At 58.3% G+C, this 17,812-nt stretch carries 11 protein-coding genes; 8 read left to right on the top strand and 3 right to left on the bottom strand.

Going from position 1 to position 17,812, the window contains the following annotated elements; translation table 11 throughout:
- Positions 1 to 7 precede the first annotated feature (7 nt).
- The 5 genes from recC (at position 8) to VRY85_RS11235 (ending at position 11,858) form a co-directional block, all read left to right on the top strand.
- Entirely contained in the window at positions 8 to 3,532 is a 3,525-nt protein-coding gene (gene recC, locus VRY85_RS11255; RefSeq protein WP_414598689.1) for an exodeoxyribonuclease V subunit gamma, read from the top strand.
- Positions 3,532 to 7,359, top strand: a complete 3,828-nt coding sequence (recB, locus tag VRY85_RS11250) for an exodeoxyribonuclease V subunit beta (protein ID WP_414598688.1) — start codon at positions 3,532 to 3,534, stop codon at positions 7,357 to 7,359. The genes recC and recB overlap by 1 nt, the downstream gene beginning before the upstream one ends.
- Positions 7,350 to 9,488 (top strand): exodeoxyribonuclease V subunit alpha, encoded by a 2,139-nt coding sequence (gene recD / locus VRY85_RS11245; protein WP_414598687.1) that lies wholly within the window; start codon positions 7,350 to 7,352, stop codon positions 9,486 to 9,488. Before recB ends, recD begins: the two co-directional genes overlap by 10 nt.
- A gap of 47 nt (positions 9,489 to 9,535) precedes the next feature.
- The gene (locus tag VRY85_RS11240; RefSeq protein WP_414598721.1) at positions 9,536 to 11,179 is read left to right on the top strand and encodes an acyl-CoA synthetase; all 1,644 of its coding nucleotides are present in this window, start codon (positions 9,536 to 9,538) and stop codon (positions 11,177 to 11,179) included.
- Between the two features lie 196 nt (positions 11,180 to 11,375).
- The gene (locus VRY85_RS11235; protein WP_414598686.1) at positions 11,376 to 11,858 is read left to right on the top strand and encodes a YajQ family cyclic di-GMP-binding protein; all 483 of its coding nucleotides are present in this window, start codon (positions 11,376 to 11,378) and stop codon (positions 11,856 to 11,858) included.
- Positions 11,859 to 11,897: 39 nt separating this feature from the next.
- On the opposite strand, the gene VRY85_RS11230 is transcribed toward VRY85_RS11235, so the two are convergent.
- A complete protein-coding gene (locus tag VRY85_RS11230) occupies positions 11,898 to 12,659 on the bottom strand; it encodes an ABC transporter permease (protein WP_414598685.1) in 762 nt (253 codons plus the stop codon).
- Positions 12,656 to 13,576, bottom strand: coding sequence for an ABC transporter ATP-binding protein (locus tag VRY85_RS11225; protein ID WP_414598684.1), 921 nt, complete (start codon positions 13,574 to 13,576; stop codon positions 12,656 to 12,658). Before VRY85_RS11225 ends, VRY85_RS11230 begins: the two co-directional genes overlap by 4 nt.
- Positions 13,577 to 13,656: 80 nt before the next feature.
- Here VRY85_RS11225 and VRY85_RS11220 point away from each other — a divergent pair, with 80 nt between their 5' ends.
- Complete coding sequence (locus tag VRY85_RS11220; RefSeq protein WP_414598683.1) at positions 13,657 to 15,123, top strand: NAD(P)H-hydrate dehydratase; 1,467 nt, start codon at positions 13,657 to 13,659, stop codon at positions 15,121 to 15,123.
- Between the two features lie 16 nt (positions 15,124 to 15,139).
- Here VRY85_RS11220 and VRY85_RS11215 read toward each other — a convergent pair whose 3' ends face one another.
- Complete coding sequence (locus VRY85_RS11215; protein WP_414598682.1) at positions 15,140 to 15,976, bottom strand: universal stress protein; 837 nt, start codon at positions 15,974 to 15,976, stop codon at positions 15,140 to 15,142.
- Between the two features lie 236 nt (positions 15,977 to 16,212).
- Between VRY85_RS11215 and tadA the strand changes: the two genes are divergently transcribed.
- Together tadA and VRY85_RS11205 are read left to right on the top strand one after the other, a co-directional pair.
- Positions 16,213 to 16,692 (top strand): tRNA adenosine(34) deaminase TadA, encoded by a 480-nt coding sequence (gene tadA / locus VRY85_RS11210; protein ID WP_414598720.1) that lies wholly within the window; start codon positions 16,213 to 16,215, stop codon positions 16,690 to 16,692.
- A gap of 57 nt (positions 16,693 to 16,749) precedes the next feature.
- Positions 16,750 to 17,730 (top strand): LD-carboxypeptidase, encoded by a 981-nt coding sequence (locus tag VRY85_RS11205; protein WP_414598681.1) that lies wholly within the window; start codon positions 16,750 to 16,752, stop codon positions 17,728 to 17,730.
- Positions 17,731 to 17,812: the final 82 nt, after the last annotated feature.

The following is a 17,812-nucleotide window of genomic DNA, read 5'->3' as shown; positions in this document are numbered from 1 at the left end:
AGTTGCCTTGCCTCAAAGCCATGTTGTGTCCCCCATTACGCCGGGGTTAATCGTTCTGCATTCCAACCGTATGGAAGTGCTGCGTGACGGCTTGGTGCAGTGGTTGGCCGATCACCCGCTCGACCCTCTGGAAACTGACATCATCACTGTGCAAAGCAACGGCATTGCACAATGGCTGCGCAGCAGCCTGGCAAGCATGAGCGCTGATGGCGGGCCGGGTATTGCAGCAGCGCTCGATACCCCCATGCCTTCCCGTCTGATGTGGTCGTTGTATCGCCGGGTGTTGGGAGAGTCGCAGGTGCCGGAATCGTCGCCACTGGATGAGCAGCCCCTTATCTGGCGGTTGATGCGTTTGCTGGGCGGTATTTCGGAACGTGAAGTCTATGCGCCTTTGCAGCGTTTTCTGGATGATGACTCCGACTTACGTAAGCGTTACCAATTGGCTGAACGCCTGGCTGACCTGTTCGACCAATATCAGGTTTATCGTGCCGACTGGTTAACTGATTGGGCAGAAGGGCGTGATCAGCTGCGTGGCCATGGTGAGCCGCGCCCGCTGGAAGCCGACCAGTGCTGGCAGGCTGCACTGTGGCGCGACATTCTGGCCGACGTTGGGTCGCAGGCTGCCGCACTGGGCAGGGCCGGCGTTCACGAGCGGTTTATAGAAACCTTGCAGCAATGGCAAACCGCCCTAGGCAGGCCGGATCTCCCACGGCGTATTGTGGTGTTTGGTGTCAGTTCTTTGCCCAGGCAAAGCCTGGAAGTGCTGATTGCGGTGGCTCGATGGTCGCAGGTGATGGTCTGCGTTCACAACCCTTGTGAATACTACTGGGCGGACATCGTCGAAGGGCGTTCCTTGTTGCGTAGCGTGAAGCGCCACCAGCAGCTCAAGCCCGGCCGTGCGCCGGAGCTCGATGAAGACAGCCTGCATGCACAAGCGCATCCGCTATTGGCCTCCTGGGGCCGCCAGGGGCGCGACTACATTGCGTTGTTGGAAGAGCTGGAAGATGAGTCGGCCAACCAGGGCGCCGTCCCCATTCCGTTCACGGTCGCTCCCGCGTTTGCCAACGTGGATGAAAACTTCATGCTAGGGGCTGTGCAGGATGATATTCGCGGCCTGCGTTCCTTGGCCGAGGTAAAAGAGGCCGGGCGCGTGGCCACTGCGGATGACCTCTCCGTGCATTTTCATATTGCTCACAGCGCATTGCGTGAAGTAGAAATCCTGCACGACCAGTTGCTGGCCGCCTTCGATGCAGACGCCAGCCTGCAACCGGACGACATCATCGTGATGGTGCCGGATATCGAGCAGTACGCCCCGTATATTGAGGCGGTTTTCGGCTTGTACGGCCCCGAAGACAAGCGCCGAATTCCCTATTTCATCGTTGACCGCGGCCCGGGGCAGGTCAACACCGTGGCAGATGCCGTTGAAAAGCTGCTGACTTTGCCCCTGGCCCGCATGGGGGTGGGAGAGGTGCTGGACTTGCTCGACATCGCGGCAGTCAGGCAGCGCTATGGGCTTGGCGAAGAAGACGTTGCCGTGTTGCGCGATTGGATACAGAACGCCAATGTCCGCTGGGGGTTGGATGCCGACCACCGGCGAGCATTGGGCCTGCCTATCGAACCAAGCCTAGCCGAATTGCATACCTGGGCTTTTGGCCTGCGGCGCATGCTGTTGGGCTATGCCACAGGCGAGGGCGAAGAGTGGAACGGTATTGCGCCCTATGGCGATGTTTCTGGCTTGGGCGCCGAGCTGGTAGGTACGCTGGCCTTGCTGCTGGAGCGGCTGCTGCATTATTCCCGTGAACTGGCTCGCCCCGCGTCTCCAGAGGAGTGGGGCAAACGCTTGCGGGCCTTGCTGGATGACTTTCTACTGCCGCCGGACGATATCGCAGCCTACACCATTGAACAGCTTCAGCAAGCCTTGAATGATTGGCTTAAAGAATGCGACGACAGCCGTTTTGACGAAGCACTGACCCTGCAAGTGGTGGGGGGACGCTGGCTGTCCTGCTTGCAGCATGCGGGCATGGCCCAACGTTTCACCAGCGGTGCCATTACGTTTGCAACCTTGATGCCAATGCGCGCCATCCCCTTTCGCCATGTGTGCCTACTAGGCATGAATGATGGCGACTATCCGCGCCAGCGCATCCCGGCGCATTTCGACCTCATGGAGAAAGATTACCGCCCGGGTGACCGCTCGCGCCGTGACGACGATCGCTACCTGTTTCTGGAAGCGCTGCTGTCCGCTCGCGACTGCTTTTATGTATCGTGGGTGGGGCGCAGTATTGTGGACAACACGGAACAACCGCCTTCCGTACTGGTGGGGCAGTTGCGCGACTACCTGGCCGCTGTCTGGCAGGCGGCTGATGGTGGCGATGTGCTGGAGCAAATTACCACCCATCATCCCTTGCAGGCCTTCAGCCCGGCATACTTTCACGATGCGTCGCCACAAGCCCGGCTGTTCACTTTCGGTGCTGAATGGCGTAATTCAGCCACTGAGCACAACACAGCGGCGCCTACCGACACCGAGGGGCTGGAATCGATCAAGCGTGATGAGCCCTTATCCTTTAGCGAGCTGAAGGCGTTTCTGGAACACCCGGTGCGGGAATTTTTCAGACAAAGGTTGCAGGTCAGGTACGATGAAACGGAGACTCTGGCAGATCAGGAAACCTTTGTTGCCGACGGCCTGGATAACTGGGTGCTGCACAACACCTTGATTGGAGCAGCGCGCAAGCCGCTTCAGATGGGCATCGACCCGTCGGGAGTCTGTGAAGCGGAACTTGACCGCATGCAGCGTAGCGGCGCCTTGGCATTTGGCGGCGCAGGCAGGCTGCAAGTCGACCGGGCGCGTGCACTGTTGCTGCCGATGCTGGATGAATACCGCCTGCAACTCGACGAATGGCCGGAAGCGCTTGATGAATCCCTGGAACTGCGGCATGCATGTCCCGGCACGCCTGGTGTATCGGGCTGGTTGCATGGTTTGCGCGGCGATGGCCAGGGGGGGCTGCTGCGTATAGAAATGCAGGCCACCCAACTCACCAGTGGCCGGGCTCGCCACTGGCGCGATGAAAAACTGGTGGGCTACTGGGTGGAGCACTTGGCAGCCAATAGCATGGGTTTGCCCTTGACGACTAAGGTGCTGAGCCCCGCTGGTACGGCGTGCTTGGATCCGCTTCAGCCGGAGCAGGCCGCAGGCTGGCTGGACATCATACTGAAAGCCTGGGTGAAGGGGATGTGCCGCCCCTTGCCCATTAAGGCGGAATTCGCCCGGCCCATTCTGACTGTGGCCCTGCCTGGAGTATTGAGCCTTGGTGATACACCAGCGTGGCGCGAACTGCTTGCCTCGGAGGAATTGGTGGCGCAGGTGGAAGCCTGTTATGACTCAAGCTGGAATCAGCCTGGCAGGCGCGATGCTTTCTATGAGGCGCGTGCGTATCCCAACTTTGAAGCGTTGTTTAGCCAGGGGGAACTGGTGAAGTGGGCTGTGGCGTTGTATGGGCCGTTGTTTGTTGAGTTGCGTGCCAAGGAGGCGGAGTAATGGCAAAGTATGAAGCCACTATGGTGCCACTGGACGCATTACGCTTCCCCCTATGGGGCAGCCGGCTGATAGAAGCCAGCGCAGGGACAGGAAAAACCTACACGATTGCCAGTCTGTACGTCAGGTTGGTGCTGGGTCATGAGGCGTTGCCCGGCCAGCGCCCCCTGACGCCGCCCGACATCCTGGTTGTCACCTTCACGCGCGCCGCCACCCAAGAACTGCGCGATCGCATTCGTAAGCGCCTGAACGAAGCCGCTGCCTGCTTTCTGGGTGAACATGAAAGCGACGAGTTTTTATGCGATTTGCGAGCTGAATACGCGCCTGAACAGTGGCCCGGTTGTGCCCGGCAATTAAGCATTGCCGCGGAATGGATGGATGACGCGGCGGTATCCACCATTGATGCCTGGTGTTATCGCATGTTGCGTGAACACGCGTTTGACAGCGCCAGCCTGTTCAACGTGGAAATGGATGTCAATGGCGGAGAACGGGTTGCCGAAGCCACGGCTGACTACTGGCGGCTGTACATTGCGCCGTTAGCGGCAGACGACCTTGCACGCGTGCTAGAAGCAATTTCTGCACAGATGTTTGACAAGCGCAATGCAGCCAATTGTGATGCGCTGGCGGAACTCGTGTACCGCCGTTGGTTGAACCAAGCACATGCTTATGCAGAAGATACCCCGGCGCCTGTAGATATTTTGGCCGAGCTGAAGGAACGCAGCGCCGCGTGTAAAGCGCCGTGGCGGCAGTGGGTACCAGAAATACGTGACCTGCTGCAGGCTGCTTATGACGACAATTTATTCCATAAGAACAGGCTTCGGGTGAACAGCTGGCAAGGCTGGCTGGACAAATTGCAGGAATGGGCTGAAGACCCGCATTCCAGGCTGCCTTTTGACACCAGCGTGGCTGCCTGGTGGCGTCTGACGCCCGGCGGTCTGGCTGAGGTCTGGAAAGAGGGAAGCCCACCAGAGCACCCTGGTTTGACGGCCATGGAAAGCCTGCTCCAAGAAATCGAGGCGCTGGATGCCGATCTGGCCAGAATTTTTCCTCATGCCGGGCGCTGGGTTGCACAGCGCGTTGCAGAACTACGGCGGCAGCGGGCCATGGTGGATTTCAACGGCCTGCTTGAGCAGCTTCATACTGCTTTATGCGGCCCGAACGGGCAGCGGTTGGCCGATCTCATACGCAACCAGTTCCCGGCGGCGCTGATCGACGAATTTCAGGACACCAACCCCGCTCAGTATCAGATCTTCGATCATATATATAAAATAGATACTAATAGCGAGGATGCCTTGCTGGCCTTAATTGGGGACCCTAAACAAGCCATCTACCGGTTCCGGGGAGCCGACATTCACGCTTATCTGGCTGCGCGAAGGGCCTGCGCGGGCCGCATTTATACCTTGGGCAGTAATTACCGCTCAACCGCAGCCATGGTGGGGGCCGTCAATCACCTTTTCCAAGTGGGCGAGCAAGCGCGCGAGAAAGGCGCGTTTCTGTTCCGTCAGGCTGGTGCGGAGGCTTCCGCCTTGGGCGACAACCCCGTACCTTTTCTGCCTGTAGATGCCGCTAGCGACCCGGGCGAATGGTGGGTGAACGAGGAACCGGCTGAGGCGCTCAGCATCTGGTGCGATACCAGCTATAACAAGCGAGGGGCGTGTGCTGAAGCCGTTGCCCAAGCCTGCGCCTCAGAAATTCTGCGCCTGTTGCAATTAGCGGGCAAGGGCTTGGCGGGGTTTCGCAAGAATGGTGAATTCCAGGCGCTGCAACCCAAAGATATCGCTATTTTGGTGAATAACCGCACGGAAGCAGGGCGGCTGAGTGAGCAGCTTGGCTATCGCGGCATCCGCAGTGTGTATTTGTCGGACGACAGTTCGGTCTACCATAGCGCCGCCGCCGGCGATGTCCTTGCCTGGCTGCGGGCTTGCGCAGAACCTGAAAACGGTGGCTATGTACGCGCAGCCCTAGCGACCTCTGTGTTGGGTAAGAGCTGGAGCGAACTTGACGCATTTGTGCGCGACGAAGTCCTGTGGGAAGATACACTGGAACGTTTTGCTGGCTACAAGGAACAATGGCGTAAAAGCGGCGTGCTGCCTATGCTGCGCAGCTACATGCACGATTTCGCTGTTCCGGCACGTTTGTTTGCACAGCAAAGCGCAGGCGACCAACAAGGCGAACGTCAGCTAACTGATTTGCTGCATTTGGCTGAACTGCTGCAGGCGGCATCCACTCATCACGATGGCGAACATGCCCTGATCCGCCACCTTGAGGAATGCATTGAAGAGGGTGGGCAGGTGGGCGTCGACGGCGATGCGTCGCGTGTCCGGCTGGAAAGCGATGCCGGGTTGGTGCAGATTGTGACGGTGCATAAATCCAAGGGTCTGGAATATCCTCTGGTGTTCTATCCCTTTGCCTATCACTGCCGCCCTGAAACCTCGCTGGAACTGCCGGCTACCTGGCATGACACGAGCGGTCAGCAGCATGTGCTGGCTAATCTGGCTGACGCCACGGAAGAACAGCACCAGTTGATCTTAGACAACCGTGAGCATGAGCGATTGGCTGAGGATATGCGCAAGCTGTACGTGGCCCTGACAAGGGCGCGATACGCAACCTGGGTGGCGCTGGCTCCGGTCGATCTTCTGGGCAGTTCGGCCATGGGGTATTTGCTGGGTGGGCCCGAAGCCTGCAGCGCCGACACCTTGCAAGACAAACTGGCTGAGTGGGCGGGCAGCTGCAGCCATATTAGCGTTTCCGGTTTTCCGCAAGTCCTGGATGAGCGCTATCAGCATGGTGACGCACCCGCTTTCGAGCCGGTCTGGCGCAGCATGAGCCGCCGCATAGAGCGGCGCTGGAGTTTGAGCAGTTATTCCTCTTTGAGTCGGTTGGCGGTTGAGCGCTTCGAGCATGCCGCCGTTTTGCATCCAGATATCGCCAGCCTAGCTTTGGCGGACGAGCCTCGGATGGAGACCTTCTTGGAGGGCTATGTCGCGGAAGCAACAGTTGACGAGGCGATTGACCTTCACGCGTACCGGCGGCTCAATGAGGAGTTGGTGGCTCCAGCGGCTGGCATACACGCTTTTCCCAAGGGGGCGACGGCTGGTACGTTTTTGCACGATTTGCTGGAGTGGGTCTTAGTAAAAGGGGCGCGCCAGACCCTGGCTGATCATGCCGCCTTACAGGCGGAAGTTCAAAGGCGTTGCGAGAGTCGTGGGTGGCAGGCGCATACCGACGTTGTGGTGAGCTGGCTGCAAGACTTTTTCATGCATCCATTTCGACTGGCACAGCTGGGCGGGGCGGATTTCGGCAACCTTGTGCTGGCTGATCTGACTCGTGTCTTGCCGGAAATGGAGTTCTGGTTTGGCGTGAGGGACGCCAACCTGCCCCTGCTGGATGCTCTTGTCACGCGCCACTTCGTCGCGGGCCGTCCGCGCGCCGTCATCGCAGCAGGGCAGTTAAACGGCATGTTGCGCGGTTTTATTGATCTGGTTTTTGAGCATGAGGGCCGCTACTACGTGGCGGATTACAAATCCAACTGGTTGGGGGCGAGCAGCCTGGCCTACGATGAGGCGGCTATTGGGGATGCCATACTCGAGCATCGCTATGATTTGCAATCGGCCATCTACCTGTTCGCCTTGCATCGCTTACTGAAATCCCGCCTCGGCGACCGCTACGACTACGAGCAACATGTTGGCGGAGCATTGGTGTTTTTCGTGCGCGGCATCCACTCGGCCAGCCAAGGGCTGCACTTTGAGCGGCCTCCGCTTGCCGTTCTAGAACACATGGAATCCCTATTTTCAGGTCTGCAAGAAGGGGGGCTGCCACCATGCAACTAACACTTGGCCTGCCTCAAGGGGCGGGTTTGAACACTGCCCGCCACCCGTTCTTACAGGATGCGCAAGCCGTACTGGCCTTGCTCGACACTTGGCATGAGGTAGGTTGGCTACGGCTGCTGGATGCGCGTTTTGCTCGTTTCCTGCATACAGAACAACCCGAGACGCCGGCCTTGCTGCTACTGGCTGCGGCTCTGGCAAGTCATCAGTTGGGGCGTGGCCATGTTTGCCTGGATTTGGCTGCCACTTTGAATGGTCCGGGCTCAGTCCTTAACCTGCCGCCAGACTTCCGTTCCACGGCAGTGGGTGTGGAATCGCCGCCTCATCCCGCTGAATTGTTGAAAAGCCTGACGCTGGCGGACTGGGAAGCAGCGCTGCATCCGGCTGTGGTGTCGCGTGGCGACAGGCTGACGCCACTGGTCTACGAGGGTGGGCGTCTGTACTTGTACCGCTATTGGCGCTATGAACAGCAGGTGGCGCATGGTGTGGCAGCGCGTCTTCAGGCCGACGCAGGCGACGGTGGGCCGCCGCTAGAGCCTGTGCGCGATTATTTAGACGCCTTGTTCGGCCCGGTGTCGCCCGGTGACGCGCTCGACTGGCAACGATTGGCGTGCGCTTTGGCGGCACGACAGCGGTTTTCCATCATTACAGGCGGGCCTGGCACGGGCAAGACCACCACAGTGGTGCGTCTGCTGGCCCTGCTGCAGGCGCTGCATTTACATCGTTCTGGTGGTGCAGGTGCACAGCAAGGAGTGGCTCGTCCCTGGCAGCCACTGCGCATACGCCTGGCGGCTCCCACCGGTAAAGCCGCTGCGCGGTTGAGCGAATCTATCGCAGAAAAAGTCGGGGAGTTGCCGCTGGATCGTCTCGGCGGGGCTGCCCATCTGGCTGAAGCGATTCCCACACAAGTTGTGACCCTGCATCGCTTACTGGGTGGACGGCCTCATGTGCGGCAGCGCCAATATCACGCCGATAACCCACTGCCCTTGGATGTGCTGGTGATTGATGAGGCATCCATGGTCTCGCTCAGCGACATGGCGGATGTCATCGCGGCTTTGCCGCCCCATGCGCAGTTGGTGCTAATTGGCGATAAAGATCAGCTAGCTTCAGTGGAAGCAGGGGCCGTGCTTGGTGAGCTCTGTAGTAGAGCCTCTCAGGGGCATTATCTGCCAGACACTGCCCAGTGGCTGAACGCGGCCACGGGCATGGCATTACCCGCGCACTTTGTAGATGAGCAAGGCAGGTCGCTGGATCAAGCTGTCGCCATGTTGCGTGTCAGCCATCGCTTTGACGAAAACAGCGGAATCGGCAAGCTCGCTCTGGCGGTGAATGAAGGTGAGGTAGCCGCTGCGCGCGCTTTGCTAAGTGCCCCTCCGCCCGATCTTTCCTATGTGCAGGCCGAGGCAGCCGATAGCGCGGCTTACGCCAAGCTGATTATCGAAGGTAGCGTTGGTCCGGCTGCGGTTGACTCAACGGGCGAAATACACCGCCAGGGTTACGGGCATTATCTTGCGTTGGTGGCCCAACAGCCGACGTCAGATGATCCGGCTGACTACGACGTGTGGGCCGCCGAGGTACTGCGCGCCCACCGGGCTTGCCAAGTGCTGTGCGTCGTGCGTAATGGCCCTTGGGGGGTTGAAGGCTTGAATGTCGCCATTGCCCGCATTCTTCACGGGCGAGGCCTGCTTCCCGCACCATCGGGCTGGTATGCAGGCCGCCCGATCATGGTGACGCGTAATAACCCGGCACTGCGCCTGACCAACGGGGATATTGGCGTGGTCTTACCGTACCCGGCCGGGCAAGGGCGAGGGGAAGTACTGCGCGTGGCTTTCCCGGATGGCGAAGGGGAGGGCGTGCGCTGGTTTGCGCCCAATCGTCTGGATGACGTAGAAACTGTCTATGCTTTGACGGTTCACAAATCCCAAGGCTCGGAATTCCAACATGCTGTACTGTTTTTGCCTCAGGCTCCGACGCCGCTACTGACCCGGGAGCTCCTCTATACCGGCATTACGCGTGCCAGTCATTGGTTCACTTTGGTCAACCCAGGCGGGCCGGGCGTGCTGGCGCAGGCCATCAGCCAACGGGTGTATCGCAGTGGCGGGCTAGGAGAGCTGCTCGGTGCAATTCATTAAAATTTATGACAGAATGTTTAAAGATTTTTAAAGGCAAGCAGAGGTAAATTATGAGTATCTACGATCAGGATCTTCCGCGCACCGAAGCGAATTTCACGCCGCTTTCACCCTTATCCTTCATCGAGCGGTCGGCGCGGCTGTATCCCGATCGTCTGGCTATCGTGCATGGTTTTGGCGCTAACACCATTCGACGCACTTGGTCCCAAACTTACCAACGCAGCCGACAGTTGGCCAGTGCACTGGCCCAGAGCGGGGTAGGCAAGGGGGATACCGTTGCTGTGCTGTTGCCCAATACGCCCCCCATGGTGGAAGCCCATTTCGGGGTACCCATGACAGGGGCGGTGCTCAACACCATCAATACTCGTCTTGACGCTCAGACTGTGGCGTTCATACTGGATCACGGCGAGGCTGGCACGCTGATCGTCGATTCAGAATTCGCTGCTGTGGCGCGCCAGGCTCTGGCTCTGCGTGAATCCTCAACACCTATCCAGGTGATTGATGTTCACGACCCCTTATTCGACGGCAAGTTCGATTCCGCCGGTGGCGTCGAATACGAAGCTTTCATTGCTCAGGGTGACCCCGACTACGCCTGGGAACTTCCCGGCGACGAATGGGATGCAATCGCCTTGAACTACACCAGCGGTACCACGGGCAACCCCAAGGGCGTGGTCTACCATCATCGTGGTGCGGCATTGGCGTCAATTTCCAATACCCTGGAATGGGACATGCCCAAGCACGCTGTTTATTTATGGACCTTGCCAATGTTTCATTGCAATGGTTGGTGCTTCCCTTGGGCGCTGGCTTTGCGTGCGGGGGTGAACGTCTGCCTGCGCCGGGTCGATGCTAAAGCCATTTTCGATTCCATCCGCGAACATGGTGTCAATCATTACTGTGGGGCGCCCATTGTCCACAGCATGTTGGTGAATGCGCCGGCTTCCATGAAGGAAGGCGTGCCGGCGGGTGTGAAAGCGATGGTGGCCGGCGCCGCGCCGCCCGCCACGATGCTGGAAGGGATGGAACGCCTGGGTTTCGACTTGCTGCACGTTTATGGCCTGACCGAAACCTATGGCCCGGGTACGGTGTGCCCCAAACATGAACATTGGCAGGAGCTCGACATCGGCGAACGGGCTCGCCTGAATTCCCGGCAAGGCGTTGCGTCGCCATTGCAGCAAAGCGCCTGCGTGATGGACCCAGCCACTTTGCTTCCCCAGCCGCAAGATGGTCAGACCATGGGTGAAATCATGTTCCGCGGCAATATTGTCATGAAGGGCTATCTGAAGAACCCCAAAGCCACTCAAGAGGCTCTGGGGGGTGGCTGGTTCCGTAGTGGTGACCTCGCAGTGGCCGATCCGGACGGCTACATGAAAATCAAAGACCGCAGCAAGGACATTATTATTTCCGGTGGTGAAAACATCTCTTCCATCGAAGTTGAAGATGTACTGTATCGCCACCCCGCTGTGCTGGCGGCTGCTGTGGTGGCCAAGACCGATGCGCGCTGGGGCGAAACGCCTTGCGCTTTTGTCGAGCTCAAGGAAGGGCTGACTGCCTCAACCGAGGAAATCATCGACCACTGCAAACAACATCTTGCGGGCTATAAGGCGCCGCGCTACGTGGTGTTTTGCGAATTGCCCAAGACTTCTACAGGGAAAATACAGAAGTTCGAGTTGCGCAAGCAGGCCGAGGCGCTTTAAGCAACCACGTGTCTGTGCGCGTTTCGTTTGAAGGCAGTGGCGAGGCCAGCCGCATTGCGACCAGACGTTTTCACTTTCTGAATACCACATGAAGGCGGGGCACCCTCAGGTGCTCCGTCGGCCTTCAAGGCGGCTAAGTGCAGCCGTGGCTTAGAATAAGTCTTTTATTTCCTTTTCATTGCACAGGAGCAGCAACATGCCATCATTCGACGTCGTGTCCGAGGTCGATAAGCACGAACTCGTTAATGCGGTCGATCAGGCCAACCGCGAACTGTCCAAGCGCTTCGATTTCAAAGGGGTTGATGCGAGCTTCGAGCTTAACGAGTACGTCGTGACGCAATCCGCCCCCAGCGTTTTCCAGCTGGAACAGATGATGGACATCTTGCGCGGGCGCTTGTCGGCTCGCAATATCGACGTGCGGTGCCTGGAACTCGGGGAAGTTAACGAGAATGTATCTGGGGCGCGGCGCCAAATCACGGTTCGCCAAGGGCTGGAACAGGCGGTGAGCAAAAAGCTCATTGCCGCGCTCAAGGGCGCCAAGCTCAAGGTCGAGGCGCAGATTAACGGCGACAAGCTGCGTGTGTCGGGCAAGAAGCGCGATGATCTCCAAGCCGCGATGGCGCTACTGCGCAAAACGGATGTCGATCTGCCTTTGCAGTTCAACAACTTCCGCGACTAAGAGCAGGGCGCTGCACACGCCTCGCCCATTAGGGCGAGGTTAATGCTTCAGCCGGTAGCCTGTACGGAAAATCCAAGTGGTCACAGCCAGGCACAGCAGAAGGAAAACTACCGTCATGCCAAGGCTGATTCCCACATTGACATCCGCAATGCTGTAAAAACTCCAGCGAAAGCCGCTGATCAGGTAGACAGCGGGGTTGAACAACGTAACGGTCTGCCAGAACGGTGGCAGCATGTCGATGGAATAGAAGCTGCCGCCCAGAAAGGTGAGCGGTGTGACCACCAGCAAAGGCACTAACTGCAATTTCTCAAAGCCATCCGCCCACACACCAATAATGAAACCAAACAGACTGAAGGTGAGGGCTGTCAGGACGAGGAACAACAGCATCCATATTGGGTGGTCGATGCGTACGGGCACAAAGACAGAGGCGGTGGCCAGAATAATGAAAGCCAGCAAAATAGATTTGGTCGCTGCGGCTCCCACGAAGCCTAGCGCGATTTCCATAGAGGAAATCGGGGCCGACAGAATTTCATAAATGGTGCCGTTGAACTTGGGGAAGTAAATCCCAAACGATGCGTTGGACACGCTTTGGGTGAGCAGCATCAACATGATCAGCCCCGGCACGATGAACGAACCATAGTTCACTCCGTCAATTTCATTGATGCGGTGGCCGATGGCGGCGCCGAATACTACGAAATAGAGTGAAGTAGAGATAACCGGCGCCACAATGCTTTGCAGCAAGGTACGGCGAGTACGGGCCATTTCAGAGGCATAAATTGCATAGATGGCTTGCCAGTTCATGAAGTGCTCCCAATCAGCCTGACAAAGATATCTTCCAGAGAACTTTGGTGTGTTTGCAGATCTTGCAGCCGCAGACCGCAGCGGTCGATGGCGGTCAGCAGGGCGGCAATATCGTTTTGCCGGCTGTCATAGGTATAAACCAGCTCGTTGGGTTGATCGCCTTGGCGCAAGCGAAAAGCTGCAAGCGCCTCAGGGATGGTTTGAAGCGGGCTGTCGAGCATCAGGGTTAACTCTTTCTTGCCCAGCGTCTGCATGAGGGTGTGCTTGTCTTGGACCAGAATGATCTCACCCTTGTTGATCACGCCTACGCGATCAGCCATTTCTTCGGCTTCTTCAATGTAATGGGTAGTGAGAATAATGGTCACGCCGGTCGCACGCAGCGAACGCACCAGCGCCCACATATCTTGGCGCAGCGAAACATCTACGCCTGCTGTGGGTTCGTCCAGAAATAGAATGCGGGGTTCGTGCGACAGCGCCTTAGCAATGAGCACCCGGCGCTTCATGCCGCCAGATAAAGTAATCAAGCGGTTGTCTTTTTTGTCCCATAAGGAAAGGCTTTTTAGCACATGCTCTATATGGCCTGGGTCGGCCTTCTTGCCGAACAAGCCACGGCTGAAGCTGACTGTTTGCCAGACGGTTGAAAAGGCGTCAGTGGTGAGTTCTTGTGGCACCAGGCCAATGAGGGCGCGTGCCTTGCGGAAATCGCGGATGATGTCGTGGCCATCCACTGTTACGCTGCCGCCTGAGGGGTTCACCAAACCGCAGATAATGCTGATTAGCGTGGTCTTGCCTGCGCCATTGGGGCCAAGCAAGGCGAAGATTTCGCCTGCCTGTATGGAAAGATCAACGCCTTTCAAGGCTTGAAAACCCGAAGCGTAGGTCTTGGTGAGCCCCGAGACATTGAGAATGGGATTCATGCTTACCATCCGTGGACAATGCGGCACGATAACATATCACTTTTTGCATTCATGCACGATTTAAGCGGTAGGAGGTCACCGTGGCTGATTCCTTTTCTCACGTTTTGCTCACGCCTGACGAGATGGCGCGGGCAGATCATGCCGCCATTGCTGCCGGCGTGCCCGGCGTCGAGTTGATGGCGGCGGCCGGTCAGGCTGTGGCGGATGCCATTCAGGCACGGTGGCTGGTTGGTACGGTTCTGGTGTTATGTGGCCCGGGCAACAACGGCGGTGATGGTTTCGTGGTGGCGCGACGCCTGTTGGCAGAAGGGTGGCGAGTCAGAGTCGCGTTGTTGGGCGAGCTGGGAAATCTACAGGGCGACGCTGCTTGGCATGCACACCAATGGCGCAATGAAATTCATGCCCTCGACCCCCGCCTGCTAGATGGAGTGGATCTCGTCGTCGACGCTTTGTTCGGCGCAGGGTTGTCGCGCGATGTGGATGGCCTTGCAGCTGAAATATTGGGCGAAGTCGCCAAGCGGAATCTGCCTGTTTGCGCGGTTGACGTGCCCAGCGGCCTGGATGGCGCCACCGGGCAAGTACGTGGCATGGCGGTGAAAGCGGCGCTGACTGTCACTTTTTTTCGGAAAAAGCCAGGGCATCTGCTATTGCCTGGGCGGGAGCTATGCGGAGAAATCGTTCTTGCCGATATCGGTTTTCCCGCCACGGTTCAGCAAACGGTGGATGCGCGTACTTTTGAGAATGCTCCGGCGCTGTGGTCGGCCCGGCTGCTCCGTCCTAATGCTGATATGCATAAGTACAAGCGTGGGCACGTACTCGTTAATGGCGGCGCCAATATGACGGGTGCGGCGCGTTTGGCCGCATTGGGGGCGGCCAGGATCGGAGCGGGGCTGGTTACGATTGCGACGCCACCGCAAGCCTGGGCCGTCTATGCCGCAGCCATGACGAGCGTCATGGTGGAGGCTCTGCCGGGTGACGATCTGGCGCCTGCCTTGATAGACAAGCGTCGCAATGCTCTGGTGCTGGGGCCTGGTGCAGGAGTTACTGAGCAAACCAAGCGCAATGTGCTGGCCGCGGCTGCTACAGGGCGTGCTTTGGTGTTGGACGCAGATGCCTTGAGCGTGTTTGCCGATCAGCCATCTACGCTGTTTTCCGCGCTGCGCGGGCCCTGCGTGCTGACACCGCATGACGGCGAGTTTGCGCGGCTGTTTTCAATCTCGGGAGACAAACTCTCGCGGGCTCGCAGCGCGGCGCAACGCTCCGGTACGGTTGTCGTGTTGAAAGGGGCGGATACCGTGGTGGCGGAACCCGGTGGCAGGGCTGTGCTCAATGCTAATGCGCCCGCATGGTTGGCGACTGGTGGGTCTGGTGATGTGCTGGCAGGTATGGTTGCCGGGCTTCTGGCCCAGGGTGTGCCGGTATTTGAAGCGGCTTGCGCAGCGGTCTGGATGCATGGGGAGGCGGCCAACCTGGCAGGCCCCGGTTTGATATCGGAAGACCTGCCAAGCTTGTTGCCGCAAGTGCTGCGGCAGTTCTACGTTGGCTAGACGGAGCCCGTGAGGCTTAGTGAGCCAACAGCACGGGCACTGTCATGGAAGAAAGCAGGGTGCGAGATGCACCGCCCATTACCCATTGGCGCATGCGGCTGTGGCCGTAGGCGCCCATGACGATGAGGTCGCTGCCCAGATCGCTGGCGGTGTTGAGGATGATGTTGCCGACACCGATGTCATCGCTGTTTTTGACCAAGTGCTTGGGTTTGGGATAGCCCTGGCTGACACAAAAATTGATGAAATCGTCTTCGTGCAGGTCGTTGTCCTGGAAAGCACGCTCGTCACGATCAATTTCAAGCACAGCGAGTTCTTCGCAACGCTTGAAGAAAGGTGTGGCGTCAGTGAAGGCACGGGCGGCTTCGCGGCGCTGGTCCCAGCAGTACAGGACGCGACGGCCAATCGTTTCAAAGCTGCCGGCGTTGGGAATCATCAGAACGGGGCGGCCGGCTGCCATCACGACTGATTCAGGCAGGTTGGGAATAATCGACGCGACGGAGTCAACGCGTTCCGCCTTGCTCATGACCAGCAGGTCGCAGTAGCGGGCATGCAGAGCCAGAACTTCGTCGGCTTCCCCTTTGGGGGCACGCCATTCGGCTTTGACGCCTGCAGATGCGGCACGCTCAAGAAACTTTGTCCGCACAATTTCCCGGAACTCGTCGCGGCGGTTGCGTAACACTTTGCGGATGTCCTGGGGAATGATGGATTCGTCGTAGTAATGACCTGCAACACCATCGGCGGGATATACGCCAATGACTTCAGCGCCGTGTTCCTTGGCGAGTTGCAGGCCTGCGTCGATGCGACGCGTGCAAGCATCGTCGTTGCTAAGATGAATGGCGATACGGCCCAGCATAGGGAACCCTCCTGTGAGATTTTACTTTAGGTGTCTGAATGTTACATCAAGCAATGCAGGGGCGGGTGCTGTATAGCGAAGATCCGGCGCTAAACTGTAGGTCGTTTGTTGCTGAATAATTCGTTGGTCTCCCCCTTTGCTGCTTGAGAGTGTAGTGTATGTCTGCCGGGAATGCCCCTGTTTTGTGCTTTGATCATGCTGACCCAGCCGCATTGGAAGCACTGGACGCCATTGGCATGAGAGCCGCGTTGGAAATGGCGCATGTTGCGGAACAGGCTGGCGAGGTGCCGGTCGGGGCGGTTGTGCTGGATGCCGCGGGCAATGTGTTAGGGCGCGGCTATAACCGCTGCATTCTCGATCACGACCCTACTGGCCATGCGGAAATTGTGGCGCTGCGCGATGCGGCAGCGAATGTCGGTAATTACCGGCTGCCGGGGCTGGCGCTATACGTGACTCTGGAGCCTTGTGTAATGTGCATGGGGGCGATGCTGCATGCGCGGTTGGCGCGTGTGGTGTATGGCGCCAGCGACCCCAAAACGGGGGCTTGCGGCAGTGTGCTCGACATTCCGGCGGCAAGCTTTAACCATCACACTACCGTAGTCGGCGGTGTGATGGCCGACGAATGTGCGACGCGCCTGCAAGAATTCTTTAAGGGGCGTCGCCAAGCTGCGCGTGAGGCGCGACTTTTGCGAGCCGCCCAGAATTCGGGCAGCTAAGACTAGGTTGCGCGTTGCTGCGACGCCTTCTCTTTTATTTTCTAAATTTTTTAAATCATGCCCACTCAAAAGCCCGACACCACAAGCGGCGATCAACCCTCTCACTCGTGCGCTGACCTTGACCATCACCATGCGCATACGCACCGCAACCCAGAAGGCATCTACCTTTTCTCGCCGTCCAGTGCGGTGGCTGACCCTGCGACCCTCGAACTGGCGCGTGAGCGCCTCAGTGAGCTAGGGTTTAAAAGTACCGTGGATCGAACCGCACTGGCCGTGCATGAGCGGTTCGCCGGCACGGACGCACAGCGCCTGGCTGCCGTCCAACGATCCCTGAAGCAAAAACACCCTATCGTGATGGCCACACGGGGTGGCTACGGCTTGAGCCGGCTTTTGCATAAGATTGACTGGAAGGCGGTTGCCGATAGCGGCAAGATATTCGTTGGTCACAGCGACTTTACGGCTTTCAACTTGGCTTTGCTGTCGCAAACCGGCGCAATCAGCTATACCGGCCCGGCAGCGATTCCCGATTTTGGCCAAAGCAAGGTAGATGACCTGACCGCTGATCTGTTCGCCGAAGTGATGCGCGACCAACTGGAGGTGCTGAGCTTTGAATCACCTGGGTCCGACGCAGTAGATGAGCGGGGCGTGCTGTGGGGCGGTAACTTGGCCATGTTGGCGTCATTGGTGGGTACGCCATACTTTCCAAATATCTCGGGTGGCGTGCTGTTTTTGGAAGATGTGGGTGAGCACCCCTACCGTATTGAGCGCATGCTTGCGCAACTGCTGCATTCAGGCGTGCTGGCGAAACAAAAAGCCATTGTGCTGGGCCGCTTTACCGAATATCGCACCGTCGCCCATGACAACGGCTACAACATGGATGCGGTCATAGCGTGGTTGCGTGCGTCATGCCGGGTACCCGTGGTGACGGGGCTACCTTATGGCCACGTCAAGCTCAAGGCAACCTTGCCCGTCGGCGCGCTGGTGGGTGTGGCCACGGAAGATGGCATGGCTTATTTGCTTTTGCAGGAACATCACTGACAGCGCGGCTGTGTAGGCACGTCTCGTGCTGTGATTCGGAATTTTTAACTAAGGGAGTAAAATAGAAGGTTTTACCCCTTTT

The sequence above is a fragment of the Achromobacter sp. F4_2707 genome, from assembly GCF_047501535.1.
GTDB lineage: Bacteria > Pseudomonadota > Gammaproteobacteria > Burkholderiales > Burkholderiaceae_B > Yanghanlia.
The sequence above is the reverse complement of the archived record's forward strand: the minus strand, read 5'-3'. Positions and strand labels throughout refer to the sequence as shown.